Here is a 16,519-nt window from a genome sequence, read left to right on the forward strand (position 1 = left end):
AGGCGTGTTGGTTGAGCAGCTTTCCATCGTGGACGCGATCCGGCGTGCCTTCGTCGAGCACGCCGATCGCGCCGCCGTCGAGACGGCGGCCGAGACGATCACCTACCGCGAGCTCGGCGACCGCGTCGCGGCGTTCGCGGGGCAGCTCGAAGCGTGCACCGCTCCCGGCGAGTTCGTCGGGGTCGAGGCCGCGCGCGGTGCCGCGACGATCGTCGCGCTGGCCGGTGCGCTGACCTCCGGCCGGCCGTTCGTGGTGCTGGACCCGCGCGACAGCACGTCGAACGCGGAGAAGGTCGCCGCGCTCGGCGTCGCGTGGCTCGCCCGCGGCGGTGAGCTCGTCGAGGTGCCCGGCGAGAAGCGGGCGGTCGGGCAGACCGGGGCCGCCTACGCGATCCACACCTCCGGCTCGACCGGTGAGCCGAAGTGCGTGCTGGTCGCGGTGGACCCGCTGGCGCGGATGATCGCCGACCACGTGCGGCGGCTGGAGCTGACACCGGACTGCCGGACGTTGCAGTTCGCGCGGCTCACGTTCGACGGCTGCGTCACCGAGATCCTCTGGACCCTCACCTCGGGTGCCTGCCTGGTCGTGGTGGACGAGTCGCGGCTGGCGCCGGGCCCGGTGCTGCAGGCCACGCTGGAGGACCTGCGGATCACGCACCTGAAGACCACGCCGTTCGCGCTGACCGCGACCGAGCCGACCGGCTCGATGTCGTTGCGGCACGTGGTGAACGGCGGTGGCGCGTGCCGTCCGGCGCTGGTCGGCAAGTGGTCGGCGGTGGCGGCGTTCCACAACGCCTACGGGCTGACCGAGACCACCGTCTGCAACCTGCTGAGCGACGTGCTCGACCCGGCGCTGCACACGGAGACCGTGCCGCTGGGCGAGGTCGTCGGCGACTGCGGGTACGAGGTCGTGCCGCGCCCCGGCGACCCGGCCTCCCGCGGCGAGCTGGTGATCATCGGGCGCAGCGTGGCGATCGGGTACCTGACCGCCGACGGCGTGCAGCGCTTCGAGGGCGCCTACCGGACCGGTGACGTGGTCGAGGAACGCGACGGGCGGCTGTACTTCGTCGAACGCGCCGACCGGCAGCTGAAGGTCCGCGGCTACCGGCTCGACCCCGGTGAGATCGAGAGCGCCGCCTGCCGGTTGGCGGGCGTGGTCGAGGCGGTCGTGATGGCCGAGTCGCACGACGGTTCCGAGATCGCGGACGCCTTGGTCTGCTACTTCGTCGGCACGGTCGACGAACGGGCCGTGCGCGCCCATCTGGAAGCGGTGCTCGACCCCTACAAGGTGCCGTCGGTGGTCACGCGCATCGAACAGATGCCGTACACGCCCAACGGGAAGGTCGACCGGGACGCCCTGCGGGCCGCGCGCACGACGACGGCGGCGGCGGTGACCGATCTGCCGGAGGACCGGGTGCTCGCACTGGCCCGGCAGCTCACCGGTGTCTCCGACGCCTCCCTGGACGACAACTTCTTCGACATCGGCGGCGACTCGGCCTCGACCGTGGTGCTGGTGAACGAGCTGCGCAGGCTCGGCTGGATGGACGCGGGCGTGCGGGACGTGCTGCGCGCCGAGAACCTGAAGTCGCTCACCACCGCGCTGCGCGAGCGGAGCGCCTGATGTGCGGCGTGTGCGGGACGTTCGCGCCCGACGGCCAGGTCGACCGCGGTGTCGCCGCGGCCATGCACACCCGGCTCGTGCACCGCGGCCCGGACGAGACGTACTCGCTGAACACGCCGACGCTGGCGGTGAAGCTGGGCCGGCTCGGCATGACCGGACTGGTCGACGGCTGGCAGCCGGCGGAGGACCGCGGCGGCCGGTTCGTGGCGATGACGAACGGCGAGATCTACAACGCCCGTGCGCTGAAGGCGCGGCTGGGCACCGACCCGGCCAACGGCGTGGACGTCGCCGTGATCCCCGACCTCGTCGCGGCACACGGCATCGCGGGGCTGGCGGAGGTCGACGGGCAGTTCGCGTCGGTGGTGTTCGACCGGGCGGAGAACGCGCTGTACCTGGCGCGCGACCGGTTCGGCGTCTGCCCGCTGTACTACACGGCGGTGGGCTCGTCCGTGCACTTCTGCTCCGAGCTCAAGGCGCTGGTGCAGTGCGCGGGGCAGGCGTGGCGGGTCGACGTGACCGCGGTGGACCAGTACTTCTCGCTCGGCAACGTCGTCGCGCCCAGGACGCTGGTGCACGGTGTGTCCGCGGTGCCGCCGGGATGTGCCGTCCGGATCTCGGCCGACGGCGTGGAGACCGTGCGGTACTGGCGTTACGGCGACTTCACCGAGGACCCGGTGCCCGCGGAGGAGCTGCGGTCGGCACTGCGCGAGTCGGTGTCGGCGCGGCTGCACGCGGACGTGGAGATCGGCGCGTACCTCAGCGGTGGCTTCGACTCCACGGCGATCGTGCTGGAGGCGGCGTCGCTCGTGGACCGTCCGATGAGGACGTTCTCGGTGGTGTTCGACGACCCGTCGCTCGACGAGGGCCGGTTCCAGCGCGAGGTCGCCGCCCTCGCCGACACCAAGCACGAGCAGATCCGGTGCGGGGTCTCCGACATCACCGCGTCGTTCGAGAAGATGGTGCGGCACTGCTGCTTCCCGCAGCGGGAGACCTACAACGTCGCCGCGATGATGCTCGCCGACGCGGTCCGGTCCGCCGGGATCAAGGGCGTGGTGTCCGGTGAGGGCGCCGACGAGCTGTTCTTCGGCTACGACTCCTACGCGTTCGACAGCGCGGGCCGCGGCCGTCGGCCCGGTCGTGACGAGAACGAGCAGGCCTGGGGCAGGGCCGACTTCGCGTGGGAGGTGAACTGGGACAAGGTGTCCTCGCGCCGCACGGTGTTCCTCGCGCCGGAGGTCCAGGAAGCCCTGCGGGGCGCGGAGTTCTGGCGCTCGCGGCTGATCCCGTTCAGCGACGACGAGGTGCGCTCGCTCTCGCCCATGCAGCTGCGGTCGGTCGCGGACGTGCACGTGCAGCTGTCCGGGCACCTGCTCGGCGACCACGGTGACGCGATGGTCATGCGGAACTCGGTCGAGGGGCGGTACCCGTTCCTGGGCAACGGCGTGGTGGCGGCGGCGTTGCGGGTCCCGGACGCGGAGAAGGTGGCGGACTTCGAGGGCAAGGCGTGCCTGCGGTCGGCCTACCGCGGGATCGTGCCGGACTCGGTGCTGAACCGGGGCAAGCACGGGTTCACCGCCTACGACCTGGACTCCGTCGTGGACCCGGTGACGTGGGCGCGGTGGGAGGAGCTCGTGGTGGCCAGCGGGGTGCTGGCGCCGGGGTCCCTGACCGTCGCGCCGGGCACGGACAAGTTCGACTTCCGGTTGAGTGCGATCAGCATCGCGATGGTGGTGGATGAGCTCGGGTTGCGGGTCTGAGGTGTTCGTCTTCCCCGGTGCCGGGTCCTACGGCAGCGACTGCCGGGCGTTGCTGCGCTCGGGGACGCTGGTGAAGTACCCGGGGCGGTTCGGGCGCAGCGCGCCGGCGGCGTCGTTCGGCGCGCTGGTCGAGGCGTGCGCGGAGCAGGTGACCGGACAACGGCCGGTGCTCGTCGGGCACAGCTTCGGCGCCTACGTGGCCTATGCGGTCGCCGGGGTGCTGGAGACGTCCGGTGTCGCCGTCGAACGGCTGGTGGTGCTCGGAGCCGTTGCGCCGTCCCGGCATTCCGTGGCACCGGAGTCCATTTCGGACACCGAGGCGTACCTGGAGCGGGTGGCGCCGGGGCTCGTCGCGGGGGAGTGGCGCGACGTCGTGGTGGAGACCGCGGCGCGGGACATGACGCTGCTGGGCGAGTTCCGGCCGTCGGACCACCCGGTGCTGCGGTGCCCGGTCTTCGCCGCGCACGGCGAGGAGGACCCGCTGACGTCCCCGGCCGGTGTCGCCGCGTGGGCCGAGGTGACCACGGGCGTGTTCACCCGCACCGAGTTCCCCGGCGGCCACTCAGCCCTGCTGGAGGCCCCCGACCTGCTCTGACCAGCCCTCTCCTGGCATCTGCCTGGGCAGCAAGGGAGGGGCTAGGGGGAGGTTTTGGCTGCGCAGGCGGGCGAGCAGGTGTTCGCCAGCAGTGGCACCAGGGCCTCGGCGACGTGTCGCACGACCCAGCGCTGGTGCAGCTCGGTCACGGGGCCGTCGCACACGCTGCACGCGCGGACGTGCTCGGTGCCGTGCGTGCCGGGGTCGAGGCGGGAGAGGTCGGTCGTGGGCGGCACCAGCACCGGGAACACGTGGCCGGCGTAGAGCGCGTCCGCGCTGACCCGGCTCTCGGCGAGGTTCCGGCAGCGGGTCAGCTCGTACGGGAACCAGTGCAGCCGGTGCGAGGTGTGCGGGTCGAACCGCCGCAGGCTCGTCATGGCACCGATCTCCGGCGGCACGCGGACCAGGTTCGACCCGCGCAGGTCCAGCACCTCGACCGCCGTCAGCTTCGCGATCGTGGGTGGCAGGGTGATGATCTGGTGCTGCTCCACGGGACTCAGCTCGCGCAACGGCCGGAACAACGCGCGCCCGTCTGCCGCGGCCTCCTCGACCACCTCCAGCAGGTGCAGCCAGCCCGGTGACGCCGGGTTCTGGCGGTCCGGGTGGAAGCGCACGAGCTGCCGGGTCCTGTCGACGCACCGGCACCCGTCCTCGGTCTCCCCCATGACGGGCAGGGTATCGCTGCCACCGTTCGGCCCGTCGGGATCAACCGGGTTGCCCTGCACGCCGAACGGCTAGACCTGGGCCTGTGCGGCTCGGCGGCGCGGGCGGAACCACATGGTGACGCCGGTGGCCATCAGCACGAACAACGGCAGCAGCGGCACGTACGACACCCACACCACCGAGCTGTCCACCGTCAGCGCGACCGCCGTGAAGACGACCGTGACCATGAAGACCATGCTCACGACGCGGTGGAACCGGCGCATCCGCTTGCTCATCTCGAACCTCCCAGTCGGGTGTTTGTCGAGGTCAACGGTATGAGCACGGGTGCGGTCCGCGCTTCTCGATTCCTGACCGGTCGTTCACGGGGAAATCAGGCAGGATGCGCGTGTCGATCGCGGCCGCTCCCGATCGACGTGCTGGTGAGAGCACACCGGAGCACCTGAGGAGAAGATCGATGCGCACCCTGATCGCCACCGCGTTCGTCTCGCTCGACGGCGTCGTCGAGGCCCCCGGCGGCGAGCCGGGCCACCGCAGCTCCGGCTGGACCTTCAAGGACATCGCGTTCGACGAGGCCGCCTACGAGATCAAGGGACGTGAGCAGGAGGAGGCCGCGGCCATGATGATGGGCCGGGTCAGCTACGAGGCGTTCTCCCCGGTGTGGCCGGCGCTCGACTACTTCCCGCGGTACAACGCGATGCCGAAGTACGTCGTCTCCAGCACGTTGGAGGAGGACCAGCTCGTCGGCAACTGGGGCGACATCACGATCCTGCGCTCCCTCGACGACGTGGCCGCGCTCAAGGAGACCGACGGCGGCCCGATCTCGATCCACGGCAGCGCGACGCTGAACCGCAGCCTGTCCGACGCCGGCCTGATCGACCGCTACCACCTGCTGGTGTTCCCGGTGCTGCTCGGCGCGGGCAAGCGGCTGTTCAGCGAGACCGACAAGGACAAGCAGCTGCTGACGCTGGTCGAGAGCGAGTCCTACTCCAACGGCATCCAGAAGCTGGTCTACGACGTCACGCGCTGACGCTCGCGCTCCGGCACGGCCACCGGTCGTGCCGGGGTGAGCTGGACCAGGACGATCGAGCCGATCAGCACCAGCGCGCCGATGAGCTGGAGCAGCGACAGCGTCTGACCGAGGAACACCAGCCCCAGCAGGGTGGCGACGAGCGGGCTGAAGAACCCCAGGAACGACAGCCCGATCGCCGGCACCCGGTCGGTGCCGCGGAACCAGACCGAGTAGGCGAAGAGCGACCCGAGCACGATCAGGTAGCCGAAGCCGAGCGCGTTGGTGCCGTTGATCGTGCTCGGCAGGCCCTCCAGCAGGAACAGGGCCGGCAGCAGCACGATCCCGCCCGCGGTGAGCTGCCAGCCGGTGAACAGCAGCACGTTGACCTCGGCCGGCCGCTGCCACCGCTTGGTCAGCACGATGCCCGACGCCATGCAGACCGCGCCGCCCAGCGCCGCCAGCACGCCGACGACGTCCAGCTGCGCCGTCGCCTTCAGCACGAGCAGCGCCACCCCCGCCGAAGCGGCCAGGCACGCCAGCAGGTGGGGGAGCCGGACGCGGTCGCCCAGCAGCAGCGCGGCGAGCACCAGCACGACCATCGGCTGCACCGAGCCGACGAGCGCCGCGACCCCGCCGGGCAGCCGGTAGGCGGCGACGAAGAGCAGGAAGAAGAACGCGCCGATGTTCAGCGTGCCCAGCACGAGCGCGCGCCACCACCAGATGCCGGTGGGCAGGATGCGCCCGAACAGCAACAGGATCAGCCCCGCCGGCAACGCGCGCACCACCGCGGCCAGCAGCGGCCGGTCCGGTGGCAGCAGCTGGGTGGTGACGAGGTAGGTGCTGCCCCAGATCATCGGTGCCAGCGCGGTGGTCGCCGAGTCCGCCAGCAGTCGGTTGCCCTTCATGGCACTGCCCCCGTCACTTGTCGGTGCCGAAGAACCGATCCCCGAAGTCACCGATGCCGGGCAGCATGTAGGCGTTCTCGTTGAGCCGTTCCTCGATCGCGGACGTCACGATCCGCACCCGCGGGTAGCGCGAGCACACCGCCTCGATGCCCTCGGGCACCGTGATGAAGGTGACGAACACGATGTTCTCTTCTAGCACCCCGTGGTCGAGCAGCACTTGAACCGCGGCCAGCGCGGTGCCACCGGTCGCGAGCATCGGGTCGAGCAGCAGCACCTGGCGGGACGCGATGTCCTCCGGCAGCGCCGAGTAGTACAGCTTCGGCAGCTTGGTCACCTTGTCGCGCTGGATGAGGATCTTGCCGATCCGCACGCCCCTGACCACCGCCCGCAGCCCGGCCTCCATGCTCTCGCCCGCCCGCACGATCGGGACGCCGACGAGGTCCTCCGCGAACCGCAACCCGTGGTAGGTCGCGCCGACCGGGGTGGTGACGTCGCGCGGTGTGAACGGCAGCAGGTCGAGCCCGGCCTCCACGAGCAGCCGGATGATGCGTTCGGTGTAGAAGACGAACTCCTCGCGCGACACCTCGCGGTCGCGGACGATCGTGTGCATCGCGCGCAGCTGGTTGGTCTGCGGCAACAGGTGGACGTTCTTCTCGAGGTAGGCCTCGATGGAGATCACGGGCACTCCTTGGCAGCGGCCACGACCCCGGCGAACGAGTCGACGAGCCAGGTGGGGTTGGCGCTGAGCAGTTGTTCGACGCTGTGCACGCCGTAGGTCACGCCGATCGACGCCATCCCGGCGGCGTGCGCCATCAGCACGTCGTGGGTGGTGTCGCCGACCATCACCGCGTTCGCCGCGGCCACGTCGAGCGCGTCGAGCACCACGAACCCGGAGGCGGGGTCGGGCTTCGGCGCGGGCACCTGGTCCGCGCCGACGACGACGGCGAAGTGCTCGCGCAGCCCGGCCGCGGTGAGCAGCGCCTCGGCGTTGGCGATGAACTTGCTGGTGGCCACGGCGAGCAGGACACCGCCGTCCGCCAGCTCCTCCAGCCCGTCGTGCACGCCGGGGAACACGAGCCGGGTGGCCATCGGCAGCACGATCCGGCGGAACGTCGACTGGTAGAGCTCCACGCAGTCGGCGGCCACCGGGTCGTCGGCCGCGACGCCCAGCAGCTTCGCGAACGCCGCCGGCAGCGGCAGCCCGATCGTGGACCGGATCGCGCCCGAGTCCGCAGTGGGCAGTCCGAGCTGGGCGAACACGGCGGCGAACGTCGTGACGATCCCGGTCGGGGTGTCGACCAGCGTGCCGTCGAGGTCGAACACCACGCAGCGGCGGCTCATCGGCTGAACTCCCTCGCGTGGGCGGCGGCCAGCTCGCCGGCGACCTCGGCGGTGCTGACCAGCACCGCGGTGTTCGCCTTGGCGGAACGGCCTTCCGTGGCGCGTTCGACGGCCTTCATCAGGTACTTCGTGATCGCCTGTCCGGTCACGCCCTCGCGTTCGGCGCGCTCGACCGCCTCGGCGATCACCGACTCGACCTCACCGCCGTCGATCGCGTCCCCCGGTTTCGTTGGTGTGGTGACGAGGAACGAGCCGGGGCCGCCGAGCCACCAGTGGTTCTCGACCGCGCGCGCCAGCACCGCGGGGTCGTCGATCCGGTGCGGGCTGCGGAACCCGCTGGAGGTGCAGTAGAACGCCGGGAAGTCGTCGGAGCGGTAGGACACGACCGGCACGCAGTGCGTCTCCAGGAACTCCAGGGTGAGCCCGAGGTCCAGGATGTTCTTCGCGCCCGCGCACACCACGGCGACCTTCGAGCGGGTGAACTGGATCAGGTCCGACGACACGTCCATCGTCCGCTCGGCGCCGCGGTGCACACCGCCGATCCCCGCGGAGGAGAAGAACTTCAGCCCGGCGAGCTCGGCGGCGATCACCGACGACGCGACGGTCGTGGCGCCCATGCCGCCGCGGGCCAGCACGATCGGCAGGTCCCGGCTGCTGACCTTCGGGATCTTCGGTGTGGACGCGAACCGCTCGATGTCGGTGTCGGTCATGCCGACGAGGATGCGGCCGCCGTCGATGCCGATCGTCGCGGGCACCGAGCCACCCGCGCGCACGGCGTCCTGCACGCTGCGGGCGGTCTCGGCGTTGTCCGGGTAGTCCAGGCCGTGCGTGATGACGTTGGACTCCAACGCCACCACGGGCTGTCCGGCGGTGATCGCCTCGGCCACTTCCTCGCTGTACACCAGGGGAATGCTCACGAACTACCTCCGATCGCCAGCGTGACCGCCTTGGTCACGGCCTCGATCAGCTCGGACATCTGCTCGTCGGTGAGCAGCACCGGCACGTGCGCGGCGGCGTGCAGCTCGACCTGCCGGCGCACCTGCGACTGGCCGATGGCGGTCATCAGCTCGTCGATGTCGGGCTCGCGCAGCAGGCTGTAGTGGTCCGCCTCCAGGTCGACGATGACGGGGGGCACTGCAGAGAAACCTTCGCTGCCCTCGATGAACGAGTAGTCGTCGCCCCGCGCCTTGAAGATGGTGATGGGCGCGGTGATCGTGCGTTCGGCGAGCTCGCTGAAGGTGTACTTGAAGGAGAACGTCTCGGTGACGATCCGGATGATCCGCCGCACCAGCTCGGGGTCGAGGTCGCGGAACTCGGCGCTGACGAACCCGGCGAAGCTCTCCTCGTCGCGCGCCACCTCCAGGCACCGCTGCAGCCGCGGGTCGGTGATGCTGCCCGCGAACACCGAGAACAGGATCGTCACGAACGCCCTGTTGTCGTACGCGGCCTCGTTGCTGTCGCGTTCGTCGCGGACTTTCGGCGAGCCCGGCGCGATCAGGAACAGGGTGCGCACCTCGTGCCCGGCCTGCTCCAGCTGGTGCGCCGTCTCGAACGCGACCCGCGCGCCGAACGAGTAGCCCCACAGCGTGTACGGGCCCTCCGGCTGGACCTTCTTGATCGCCTCGACGTCGGCGGCGGCCATCTCGCGGATGGTGCGGTACGGCGTCTCGCCCTCGTTGATGCCGTGCGCCTGCACGCCGTAGAACGTCTTCTCCGACTTGCTCGCCAGCGTGCGCAGGTTCATCGGGTAGCCGCCCAGACCGGGCCAGCAGAACACCGGTGCGCCGGTGCCGCCGGAACTCATCGGCACGAGCCGGGAGATCGGTCCCTCGTGGACGCCGTCGACCCGGCGGGACAGCTGCTCGATCGTCGGCGACTCGAACAGCACCTGCAACGGCAGCGAGGTGCCGAAGTCCTTGTTGATCCGGTTGACCAGGCCGACCGCGATCAGCGAGTTGCCGCCGGTCTCGAAGAAGTCGTCGTGCGTCGACACGGTCTCGCGCTTCATGAGCTTCTTCCACAGCTCGCTGACGCGGCGTTCGGTCGTGGTGCGCGGGGCGACGAACGGGCGGTCGTTGTCGTCGGCGTTGGTCTTGTCGGACTTCTCCAGCGCCTTGACGTCGATCTTGCCGTTCGCGGTGACCGGCAACGCGTCCAGCACCACGACCTTGTTCGGGATCATGTAGTCGGGCAGGAAGTTGACCAGGTCGTCGCGGATCAGCTCGGCCGGTCCCTTCATGTGCACGACGTCCTCGTTCATGCCGGGGCTGCGCCGCTGGGCGTAGGAGACCTTGCCGCCCAGGAAGAAGTACGACGGGCCGGGCGCCTCACCGAGCTCGGCCAGCACGCCGTTGATGCGCTTGGCCGACGGCAGGTCGTTGCCGGACTTGGAGCTGTAGCCCGACGACATGAAACCGAGGTCGACGTCGTTGGCGGACAGCCGGTGCATGGTCCGGCCGAGGTCGACGTACTCGCGCCACGGCTCGGTGGTGCGGCTGACGACCGTGACGCCGAAGCTGGCCCGCTCGTACACGGCCTGGTTGATGGCGATGACGTGCTTGCGCAGCACCAGCTCGTCCGAGACGCGCTCGAACTCGCCGTCGCGGTAGCGGTACTGGCCCGCGGGCAGGTCCGCGACCTTGCCGGGGTGGGTCTGGACGTAGACGTCGACGGCGTCGTCGGTGCGCGGGCCGGTGTGGGCGGTCAGCTGGAACGTGCCGAGGTAGTGGTCCTCGTCGGCGACGTCGAGCAGGTCCTTGGTCTCGGGGGTGTGCGCGGCGGCCCGCAGGTCGAGGCCGTAGCCGGGCAGGACCTCCTCGAAGAGGCCGACCATGTGGCCGGTCTCGATCTCCAGGACCTCCTGGACGTTGTTCTGGTACACGCCCTCGATGGCGGCCCTCCGCCCGATGAAGTGCAGCTTGACCTGCGGCTCCTGCTCCTCGACCTGGGCGATCCGGACGAGCTGGTGGCGCAGCGGGTGGTAGTAGTACAACCCCGCCGGCAGGCCCGCGATGTGGTGCAGCTCCAGGTAGATCTGGGTCGCGTAGAGCGAACCCGGCGAGGCGTAGCCGTACTTGGGCAGCAGCCGCTGGTCGCTGTAGTGCGCGCCGAAGTAGCGCAGGATCTCGCCCAGCTCCGCGAACCGCACGGACTTCGGGTCCTTCGAGCCGGTCGCGTCGACCTGGCGGCCCAGCAACGCGGCGAGGTCGGCCGCGGTGACCGCGCCGCCCTCGTAGAACCGGTAGGACTTGCGCGAGAACACGACCTTGCGCTGCAGGCAGGACGCCTCCTCACCGGGCAGCTCGAACGCCTCGCGCCCGCCGAGGTCGTCGCGCACGCCGGGGTTTGACAGCTGCGCGCGGACCTGCAACCGGGAGGACTTCGACTGGTGGTGGGCACCGGAGTTGCCCTGGTCCATCAGCGCGGCTTCCTTGGGGTTCAGCTCGACGCACGCGATCAGGTTCTGGAACCCGGTGCGCTCGTCGGACTTCACGATGACCGCCGCGTTGCGCACCCAGTCGTGCGTCTCGATCGCGAGCCGGATCTCGTCGAGCTCCACCCGGTAGCCGCGCAGCTTCACCTGGCTGTCGGCGCGGCCGGCGAACTGCACGGTGCCGTCCGGGTTCTGCGTGACCAGGTCGCCGGTGCGGAACATGCCGTCCACGAACCGCTCCGCGGTCAGCTCCGGCTGGTGCAGGTACCCGCGGGCGACCTGGAGGCCGCCGATGTGCAGCTCGCCGATCTCGCCCAGCGGCACCATGTCGCGGTTCTCGTCGAGCACCAGGTAGGTGGTGTTCGCGGCCGGCGCTCCGATGGAGATGGACTTGGGGGCGTTCGCCAGCTGCGCCGGGTCGACGGTGAACGACGACGAGTTGATCGTCGTCTCGGTCGGCCCGTAGAGGTTGACGAGCTGCGTGTCCGGCATGGTGGCGGTCGCGCTGACCGCGAGCGTGCGGGACAACGCCTCACCGCCGCTGAAGATCTGCCGCAGGCTCGTGCAGGTGTGGAGCTCCTCGGTGTCGATCAGCGCCTGCAGCAACGTCGGCACGCACTGCAGCGTGGTGACGTCGTGCTCGCGGATCGTGCCGATCAGCATCTCGGGGTCGCGGTAGATGCCCGGCTGTCCCATCACCACCGTGCTACCGACCGCCGGTGCGAGGATCTCCCACTGCGCGGCGTCGAAGCTCATCGGCGTCTTCTGCACCACGCGCTTCGTGCCGTCGATGCCGTGCGCGTCGTGCAGCCACAGCATCTGGTTGACGATGCTGCGGTGCTCGATCATCACGCCCTTGGGCTTACCGGTGCTGCCGGAGGTGTAGATGATGTAGGCGAGGCTGTCGTGCGCGGGGCTGAAGCCGTCGTCGAACGCCTCGTCGCAGTCGGCGAGCGTGACGATCCTGGTGCCGCTCGGCGCGAGCTCCGCGAGGCGGGCCTTGAGCCCCGGCTGGGTCAGCACGACTTTCGTGCGCGAGTCCTCGATCATGTACCGCAGGCGTTCCTCCGGGTACTCGGGGCTCAGCGGGAGGTACGCGCCACCGCTGCAGAGGATGCCCCACGCGCCGACCACGAGGTCCAGCGACGGTTCGACGAACATGCCCACGCAGTCGTCGGCCGTGATGCCCAGTCTGCGCAGGTGCGTCGCCAACGCGGAGCTCTGCTCGAACAGCTCGCCGTAGCTGAGGCTGCTGTCGCCGAACACCACGGCCGTGCGGTCGGGGTGCTCCTCGACCTGCTTGCGCAGCAGGTCGGGCAGGCACCCGCCGTCGCGCTGCGTCCCGTCGACTGAAGCTGCGTTCGGCATGCGAGAAGCCCCCAAGGCGTCGGTGGTGACCAATGGGTACGAGAGCCCAGTGCGGTGGAAAACGTACGAACGGCGCCTCGAATCCGTCTGGAGGACGTGCCGAGACGAGGCCGTCACGGCACGTCGGACCCAGGGTCGTTCCACTGAGGACGGTCGGTCCGGCCCGTGCGGGCCGGTGAGGGCGTCAAGCCGACGTGGAAGGCCCGGTCATCGTCCACTTCGGACTGCGTCGAGCGCCTGCCAGGTGAGCCGGCGCAGCTCGCCGAGGTCGCCGCCGCCCTGGCGCAGCCACACCGTGCTGGCCGCGTCGAGGCACGCCAGCAGGGTCGCCACGATCGCCTCGCCGACGAGGCCGGCCGGGGCGCCACCGGTGCCGACGCGGCGTTCGACCTCCGGGGCCAGCGCCTCCTGCCAGCGCAGGTGCTTCTCCAGGTGGGCGGCGCGCAACGCGGGGGTGGTCGCGACCAGCCGCCCGATCGCGGCGCCGCGTTCGGGGCTCGTGTGCTCGCCGATCACCTCGAACGCGTGCGCCAGCGCCTCCCAGATCGGCTCGTCGTCGGGACGCGCGCGCAGCGCAGCCAGGATCACCGGCCCCTGCTCGGCGAGGTCGCCGAAGACGATGTCCTCCTTCGAGCCGAAGTAGCGGAAGAAGGAGCGCCGGGAGATCCCGGTCGCCGCCACCACCTGGTCGACCGTCGTCTCCTCGAAGCCCTGCTCCAGGAACAACGCCAGCGCGGCGTCCACGACCTCCTCCTGGACGCGGCGGCGGGTGCGGTCCCACAGGCGCTCTGACATGCCGCCAACCCTAGTGCCGTGGCGCACTTCTGGCATCTGGTGCTAGCTTGGCACTCGATGCCAGGGAGGCCCAGAAGTGACAATCGACTACCGAGGTGCTCGCGTCCTCGTCACCGGTGCCAGTGCCGGGATCGGTGCGGAGTTCGCCCGTGAGCTCGCCCGCAGGGGCGCTGACCTGGTGCTGGTGGCGCGCCGGGCGGAGCGGCTGGAGGCACTGGCCGCCGAGCTGAAGGGCGTCGAGGTCACCGTGCTGCCGTGCGACCTCACCCAGCCGGACGCCGTGCCGGAGCTGGCCGCCGGGCTGCGGGCGCGCGGGCTCACGCTGACCGGGCTGGTCAACAACGCCGGGTTCGGCACGTACGGGCCGTTCGCGCAGGAGGACGTGGAACGGCTGCGCACCGAGATCGCGCTCGACGTCTCCGCGGTGGTCGAGCTGTCCAGGACGTTCCTCGGCGAGCTGGTGGCGTCCGGGCGCGGGGTGCTGGTCAACGTCGCGAGCATGGCCGCCTACCACCCGACGCCGCGGATGGCGGTCTACGGCGCGGCCAAGGCGTTCGTGCTGAGCTTCACCGAGGCGCTGTGGCAGGAGCACCGGCGCAGCGGCCTGCGGGTGCTCGCGCTCTCACCCGGCGCGACCGAGACGGAGTTCTTCGCCGTCGCCGGCGAGCAGGCCTCGGGCGGTGCGCGCAAGGTCGGGCCGGAGCTGGTGGTGCGCACGGCGTTGCGGACGCTGGACCGGCGCAACCCGCCGCCGAGCATCGCGGTCGGGCGGGCGAACCGGGTCCTGGTCAGCTTGTCGCGCCTGGTCAGCAGGCGGCAGGCGGTCAGGGCGATGGCCGCGCTGTCGGCCTGAGGCTCAGGTGCCCTGCGGCCAGGCGACGGTTCCGGTGCGCGGCAGCCTTTTCACGACTGGTGGTTGTGCACCGACGTGCCCGCCCTGGTCGCGTCCCGGCCCCAGTTCGCGAGCAGCTGCAACGCCTCCGCGGACGCCGAACCCGGTTCCGCGTGGTAGGTGGTGAAGAACAGCTCCGGCTCGCTGGGCATCCGCAGCGTCTCGTACGCCAGTGTCATCTCGCCCACCAGCGGGTGCCGCAACACCTTGGTGCCGAAGGACTTCTCCTTCACGTCGTGCTTGGCCCACAGCTTGCGGAACAGCGCGCTCTTCAACGACAGCTCGCCGACCAGCGCGGCCAGCTCCGGGTCGTCGGCGTAGCACCCGGCGTCCATCCGCAGGAAGGCGACGACGTCGGCGGCCTTGCTCTGCCAGTCGGCGAACAGCTCCTGGTAGGAGGGGTGCAGGAAGATCAGCCGGCCCCAGTTGCGCTCGCGCGGCTCCAGCTCGGACCAGTCGCCGAACAACGCCGCGGCCATCGGGTTCCAGGCGAGGACGTCCGAACGCCGGCCGCCGATGTACGCGGGCACGCCGACGTTGTCGAGCAGGTGCTGCAACGCCGGGCGCACGTGCGAGCGCTGCGCCTTCTTCTTCGTGCCGGTGCGGCTGCGCGTGAGGTTGCGCAGGTGCGCGTGCTCGGCGTCGGACAGCCGCAGGGCGCGGGCGATCGAGTCCCAGACCTCGGCCGAGACGTTGCGGCCGTTGCCCTGTTCCAGCCGCGTGTAGTACGCGACCGAGACACCCGCCAGCTGGGCCAGCTCCTCGCGGCGCAGACCGGGGACGCGGCGGGCGCGGCCGAACCGCGGCAGCCCCACGTCGTCGGGTGACAGCCGCGCCCGGCGGCTGCGCAGGAACTCGCTCAGCTCGGTGCGTGGGTCCACTGTCATGCCCCGAGTATCCCTGACCTGCGTGAACCGTGCCTGCTACTGCCAGTGGTAGGCACAGCGGACGTACGAAAACCAGGTGTCTGGGTAGCGACCGGCGACCGGGGCAGTGTTCTCGGTGACACGACGAGACGAGGAGAACCTGATGAGCACCGTCGCTGCCTACGCCGCTGCGGCACCCAAGGCACCGCTGGAGCGCACCACGATCGAGCGTCGCGCCGTCGGCGCGCACGACGTCCTGATCGACATCAAGTACGCGGGCATCTGCCACTCCGACATCCACCAGGTCAACGAGGGCTGGGGCGAGGCCATCTTCCCGATGGTCCCCGGCCACGAGATCGCGGGTGTCGTCGTCGAGGTCGGCTCCGAGGTCACCCGGCACGCCGTCGGCGACCGCGTCGGCGTCGGCTGCATGGTCGACTCGTGCCGCGAGTGCGACTACTGCCTGCGCGGCCTGGAGCAGTACTGCGCCAACGGCAACACCATGACCTACAACGCCATCGGCCGGGACGGCCAGGCTACCCACGGCGGCTACTCGCAGCAGATCGTGGTCGACGAGAACTTCGTCGTCCGCATCCCGGACGCCCTGCCGCTGGACGTGGCCGCGCCGCTGCTGTGCGCGGGCATCACGCTGTACTCGCCGCTCAAGCACTGGGGCGTGGCGCCCGGCAAGAAGGTCGCGATCGTCGGCCTGGGCGGTCTCGGCCACATGGGCGTGAAGATCGCCGCCGCGCTCGGCGCCGAGGTGACCGTGCTGTCGCAGTCGTTGCGCAAGAAGGACGACGGCCTCAAGCTCGGTGCCCACGACTACCGCGCCACGAGCGACCCGGCCACGTTCTCCGAGCTGGCGGGCCGGTTCGACGTCATCGTCTCCACGGTGTCCGCGCCGCTCGACCTCACCGCCTACCTCGGCCTGCTCAAGACCGACGGCGCGCTGGTCAACGTCGGTGCCCCCGAGGAGCCGGTCTCGATCAACCTGTTCGGCCTGCTCGGCGGTCGCAAGACCCTCGCGGGCTCGATGATCGGCGGCATCGCGGAGACCCAGGAGATGCTGGACTTCTGCGCGGAGCACTCCCTCGGCGCGGAGATCGAGCTGATCACCGCCGAGGAGATCAACACGGCCTACGACCGGGTGCAGGCCAGCGACGTGCGGTACCGGTTCGTGATCGACGCCGCCACGATCTGACCGGCATCTGCGAGTACCGAGCCTTTTCCATCCTCATGGTCGGGTGCGTTGTTCGAGGGTGACCTGAGCA

General features: G+C 70.5%; 15 protein-coding genes. 6 read left to right on the plus strand and 9 right to left on the minus strand.

The annotated features are described in order from the left end of the window. Window positions 1-28: 28 nt before the first annotated feature. Genes ACZ7CD_RS29730 through ACZ7CD_RS29740 form a run of 3 tightly spaced genes read left to right on the plus strand, consistent with a single transcriptional unit; the run spans window position 29 to window position 3,973 of the window. Window positions 29-1,621: a non-ribosomal peptide synthetase gene (locus ACZ7CD_RS29730; protein WP_470380182.1), complete on the plus strand. Its 1,593-nt coding sequence runs from the start codon at window positions 29-31 to the stop codon at window positions 1,619-1,621. Then, a complete protein-coding gene (gene asnB / locus ACZ7CD_RS29735; protein ID WP_470380183.1) occupies window positions 1,621-3,378 on the plus strand; it encodes an asparagine synthase (glutamine-hydrolyzing) in 1,758 nt (585 codons plus the stop codon). The genes ACZ7CD_RS29730 and asnB overlap by 1 nt, the downstream gene beginning before the upstream one ends. After that, a complete protein-coding gene (locus ACZ7CD_RS29740; RefSeq protein WP_458434194.1) occupies window positions 3,356-3,973 on the plus strand; it encodes a thioesterase II family protein in 618 nt (205 codons plus the stop codon). Before asnB ends, ACZ7CD_RS29740 begins: the two co-directional genes overlap by 23 nt. A gap of 41 nt (window positions 3,974-4,014) precedes the next feature. Here ACZ7CD_RS29740 and ACZ7CD_RS29745 read toward each other — a convergent pair whose 3' ends face one another. Then, window positions 4,015-4,638: a leucine-rich repeat domain-containing protein gene (locus ACZ7CD_RS29745; protein ID WP_470380184.1), complete on the minus strand. Its 624-nt coding sequence runs from the start codon at window positions 4,636-4,638 to the stop codon at window positions 4,015-4,017. Window positions 4,639-4,707: 69 nt separating this feature from the next. After that, on the minus strand, window positions 4,708-4,911 hold the full coding sequence (locus tag ACZ7CD_RS29750) for a hypothetical protein (RefSeq protein WP_360397958.1): 204 nt from the start codon (window positions 4,909-4,911) through the stop codon (window positions 4,708-4,710). A 179-nt stretch (window positions 4,912-5,090) separates the two neighbouring features. On the opposite strand from ACZ7CD_RS29750, the gene ACZ7CD_RS29755 reads away from it, so the two are divergent. After that, on the plus strand, window positions 5,091-5,663 hold the full coding sequence (locus tag ACZ7CD_RS29755; protein WP_458434192.1) for a dihydrofolate reductase family protein: 573 nt from the start codon (window positions 5,091-5,093) through the stop codon (window positions 5,661-5,663). On the opposite strand, the gene ACZ7CD_RS29760 is transcribed toward ACZ7CD_RS29755, so the two are convergent. The 6 genes from ACZ7CD_RS29760 to ACZ7CD_RS29785 form a co-directional block, all read right to left on the minus strand. Beyond that, entirely contained in the window at window positions 5,645-6,550 is a 906-nt protein-coding gene (locus ACZ7CD_RS29760) for an EamA family transporter (protein WP_360397962.1), read from the minus strand. The genes ACZ7CD_RS29755 and ACZ7CD_RS29760 overlap by 19 nt on opposite strands. Before the next feature lie 13 nt (window positions 6,551-6,563). Continuing rightward, window positions 6,564-7,229, minus strand: a complete 666-nt coding sequence (gene upp / locus ACZ7CD_RS29765; protein ID WP_458434191.1) for a uracil phosphoribosyltransferase — start codon at window positions 7,227-7,229, stop codon at window positions 6,564-6,566. Beyond that, entirely contained in the window at window positions 7,226-7,891 is a 666-nt protein-coding gene (locus ACZ7CD_RS29770; protein ID WP_360397966.1) for an HAD family hydrolase, read from the minus strand. The genes upp and ACZ7CD_RS29770 overlap by 4 nt, the downstream gene beginning before the upstream one ends. Further along, window positions 7,888-8,808 carry a pseudouridine-5'-phosphate glycosidase gene (locus ACZ7CD_RS29775; RefSeq protein WP_458434189.1) on the minus strand — a complete coding sequence of 307 codons (921 nt, stop codon included), beginning with the start codon at window positions 8,806-8,808 and terminating at the stop codon, window positions 7,888-7,890. Before ACZ7CD_RS29775 ends, ACZ7CD_RS29770 begins: the two co-directional genes overlap by 4 nt. Next, window positions 8,805-12,692: a non-ribosomal peptide synthetase family protein gene (locus ACZ7CD_RS29780; protein ID WP_470380185.1), complete on the minus strand. Its 3,888-nt coding sequence runs from the start codon at window positions 12,690-12,692 to the stop codon at window positions 8,805-8,807. Before ACZ7CD_RS29780 ends, ACZ7CD_RS29775 begins: the two co-directional genes overlap by 4 nt. Before the next feature lie 207 nt (window positions 12,693-12,899). Continuing rightward, a complete protein-coding gene (locus tag ACZ7CD_RS29785; protein WP_470380186.1) occupies window positions 12,900-13,487 on the minus strand; it encodes a TetR/AcrR family transcriptional regulator in 588 nt (195 codons plus the stop codon). A 76-nt stretch (window positions 13,488-13,563) separates the two neighbouring features. Between ACZ7CD_RS29785 and ACZ7CD_RS29790 the strand changes: the two genes are divergently transcribed. After that, window positions 13,564-14,340 (plus strand): SDR family NAD(P)-dependent oxidoreductase, encoded by a 777-nt coding sequence (locus tag ACZ7CD_RS29790; RefSeq protein ID WP_360397974.1) that lies wholly within the window; start codon window positions 13,564-13,566, stop codon window positions 14,338-14,340. Between the two features lie 50 nt (window positions 14,341-14,390). On the opposite strand, the gene ACZ7CD_RS29795 is transcribed toward ACZ7CD_RS29790, so the two are convergent. After that, window positions 14,391-15,266 (minus strand): helix-turn-helix transcriptional regulator, encoded by an 876-nt coding sequence (locus ACZ7CD_RS29795; protein WP_360397976.1) that lies wholly within the window; start codon window positions 15,264-15,266, stop codon window positions 14,391-14,393. A 142-nt stretch (window positions 15,267-15,408) separates the two neighbouring features. Between ACZ7CD_RS29795 and ACZ7CD_RS29800 the strand changes: the two genes are divergently transcribed. Beyond that, window positions 15,409-16,449 (plus strand): NAD(P)-dependent alcohol dehydrogenase, encoded by a 1,041-nt coding sequence (locus tag ACZ7CD_RS29800; RefSeq protein WP_360397978.1) that lies wholly within the window; start codon window positions 15,409-15,411, stop codon window positions 16,447-16,449. Window positions 16,450-16,519 lie beyond the last annotated feature (70 nt).

Source organism: Lentzea sp. NPDC036949, assembly GCF_055608075.1.

Excerpts from the sequence above, each read along its gene's own strand:
- asnB (WP_470380183.1), top strand. The coding sequence starts at position 1,621 with ATGTGCGGCGTGTGCGGGACGTTCGCGCCCGACGGCCAGGTCGACCGC.
- ACZ7CD_RS29740 (WP_458434194.1), top strand. The coding sequence starts at position 3,356 with ATGAGCTCGGGTTGCGGGTCTGAGGTGTTCGTCTTCCCCGGTGCCGGG.
- ACZ7CD_RS29745 (WP_470380184.1), bottom strand. The coding sequence starts at position 4,638 with ATGGGGGAGACCGAGGACGGGTGCCGGTGCGTCGACAGGACCCGGCAG.
- ACZ7CD_RS29750 (WP_360397958.1), bottom strand. The coding sequence starts at position 4,911 with ATGAGCAAGCGGATGCGCCGGTTCCACCGCGTCGTGAGCATGGTCTTC.
- ACZ7CD_RS29755 (WP_458434192.1), top strand. The coding sequence starts at position 5,091 with ATGCGCACCCTGATCGCCACCGCGTTCGTCTCGCTCGACGGCGTCGTC.
- ACZ7CD_RS29760 (WP_360397962.1), bottom strand. The coding sequence starts at position 6,550 with ATGAAGGGCAACCGACTGCTGGCGGACTCGGCGACCACCGCGCTGGCA.
- ACZ7CD_RS29770 (WP_360397966.1), bottom strand. The coding sequence starts at position 7,891 with ATGAGCCGCCGCTGCGTGGTGTTCGACCTCGACGGCACGCTGGTCGAC.
- ACZ7CD_RS29780 (WP_470380185.1), bottom strand. The coding sequence starts at position 12,692 with ATGCCGAACGCAGCTTCAGTCGACGGGACGCAGCGCGACGGCGGGTGC.
- ACZ7CD_RS29785 (WP_470380186.1), bottom strand. The coding sequence starts at position 13,487 with ATGTCAGAGCGCCTGTGGGACCGCACCCGCCGCCGCGTCCAGGAGGAG.
- ACZ7CD_RS29795 (WP_360397976.1), bottom strand. The coding sequence starts at position 15,266 with ATGACAGTGGACCCACGCACCGAGCTGAGCGAGTTCCTGCGCAGCCGC.
- ACZ7CD_RS29800 (WP_360397978.1), top strand. The coding sequence starts at position 15,409 with ATGAGCACCGTCGCTGCCTACGCCGCTGCGGCACCCAAGGCACCGCTG.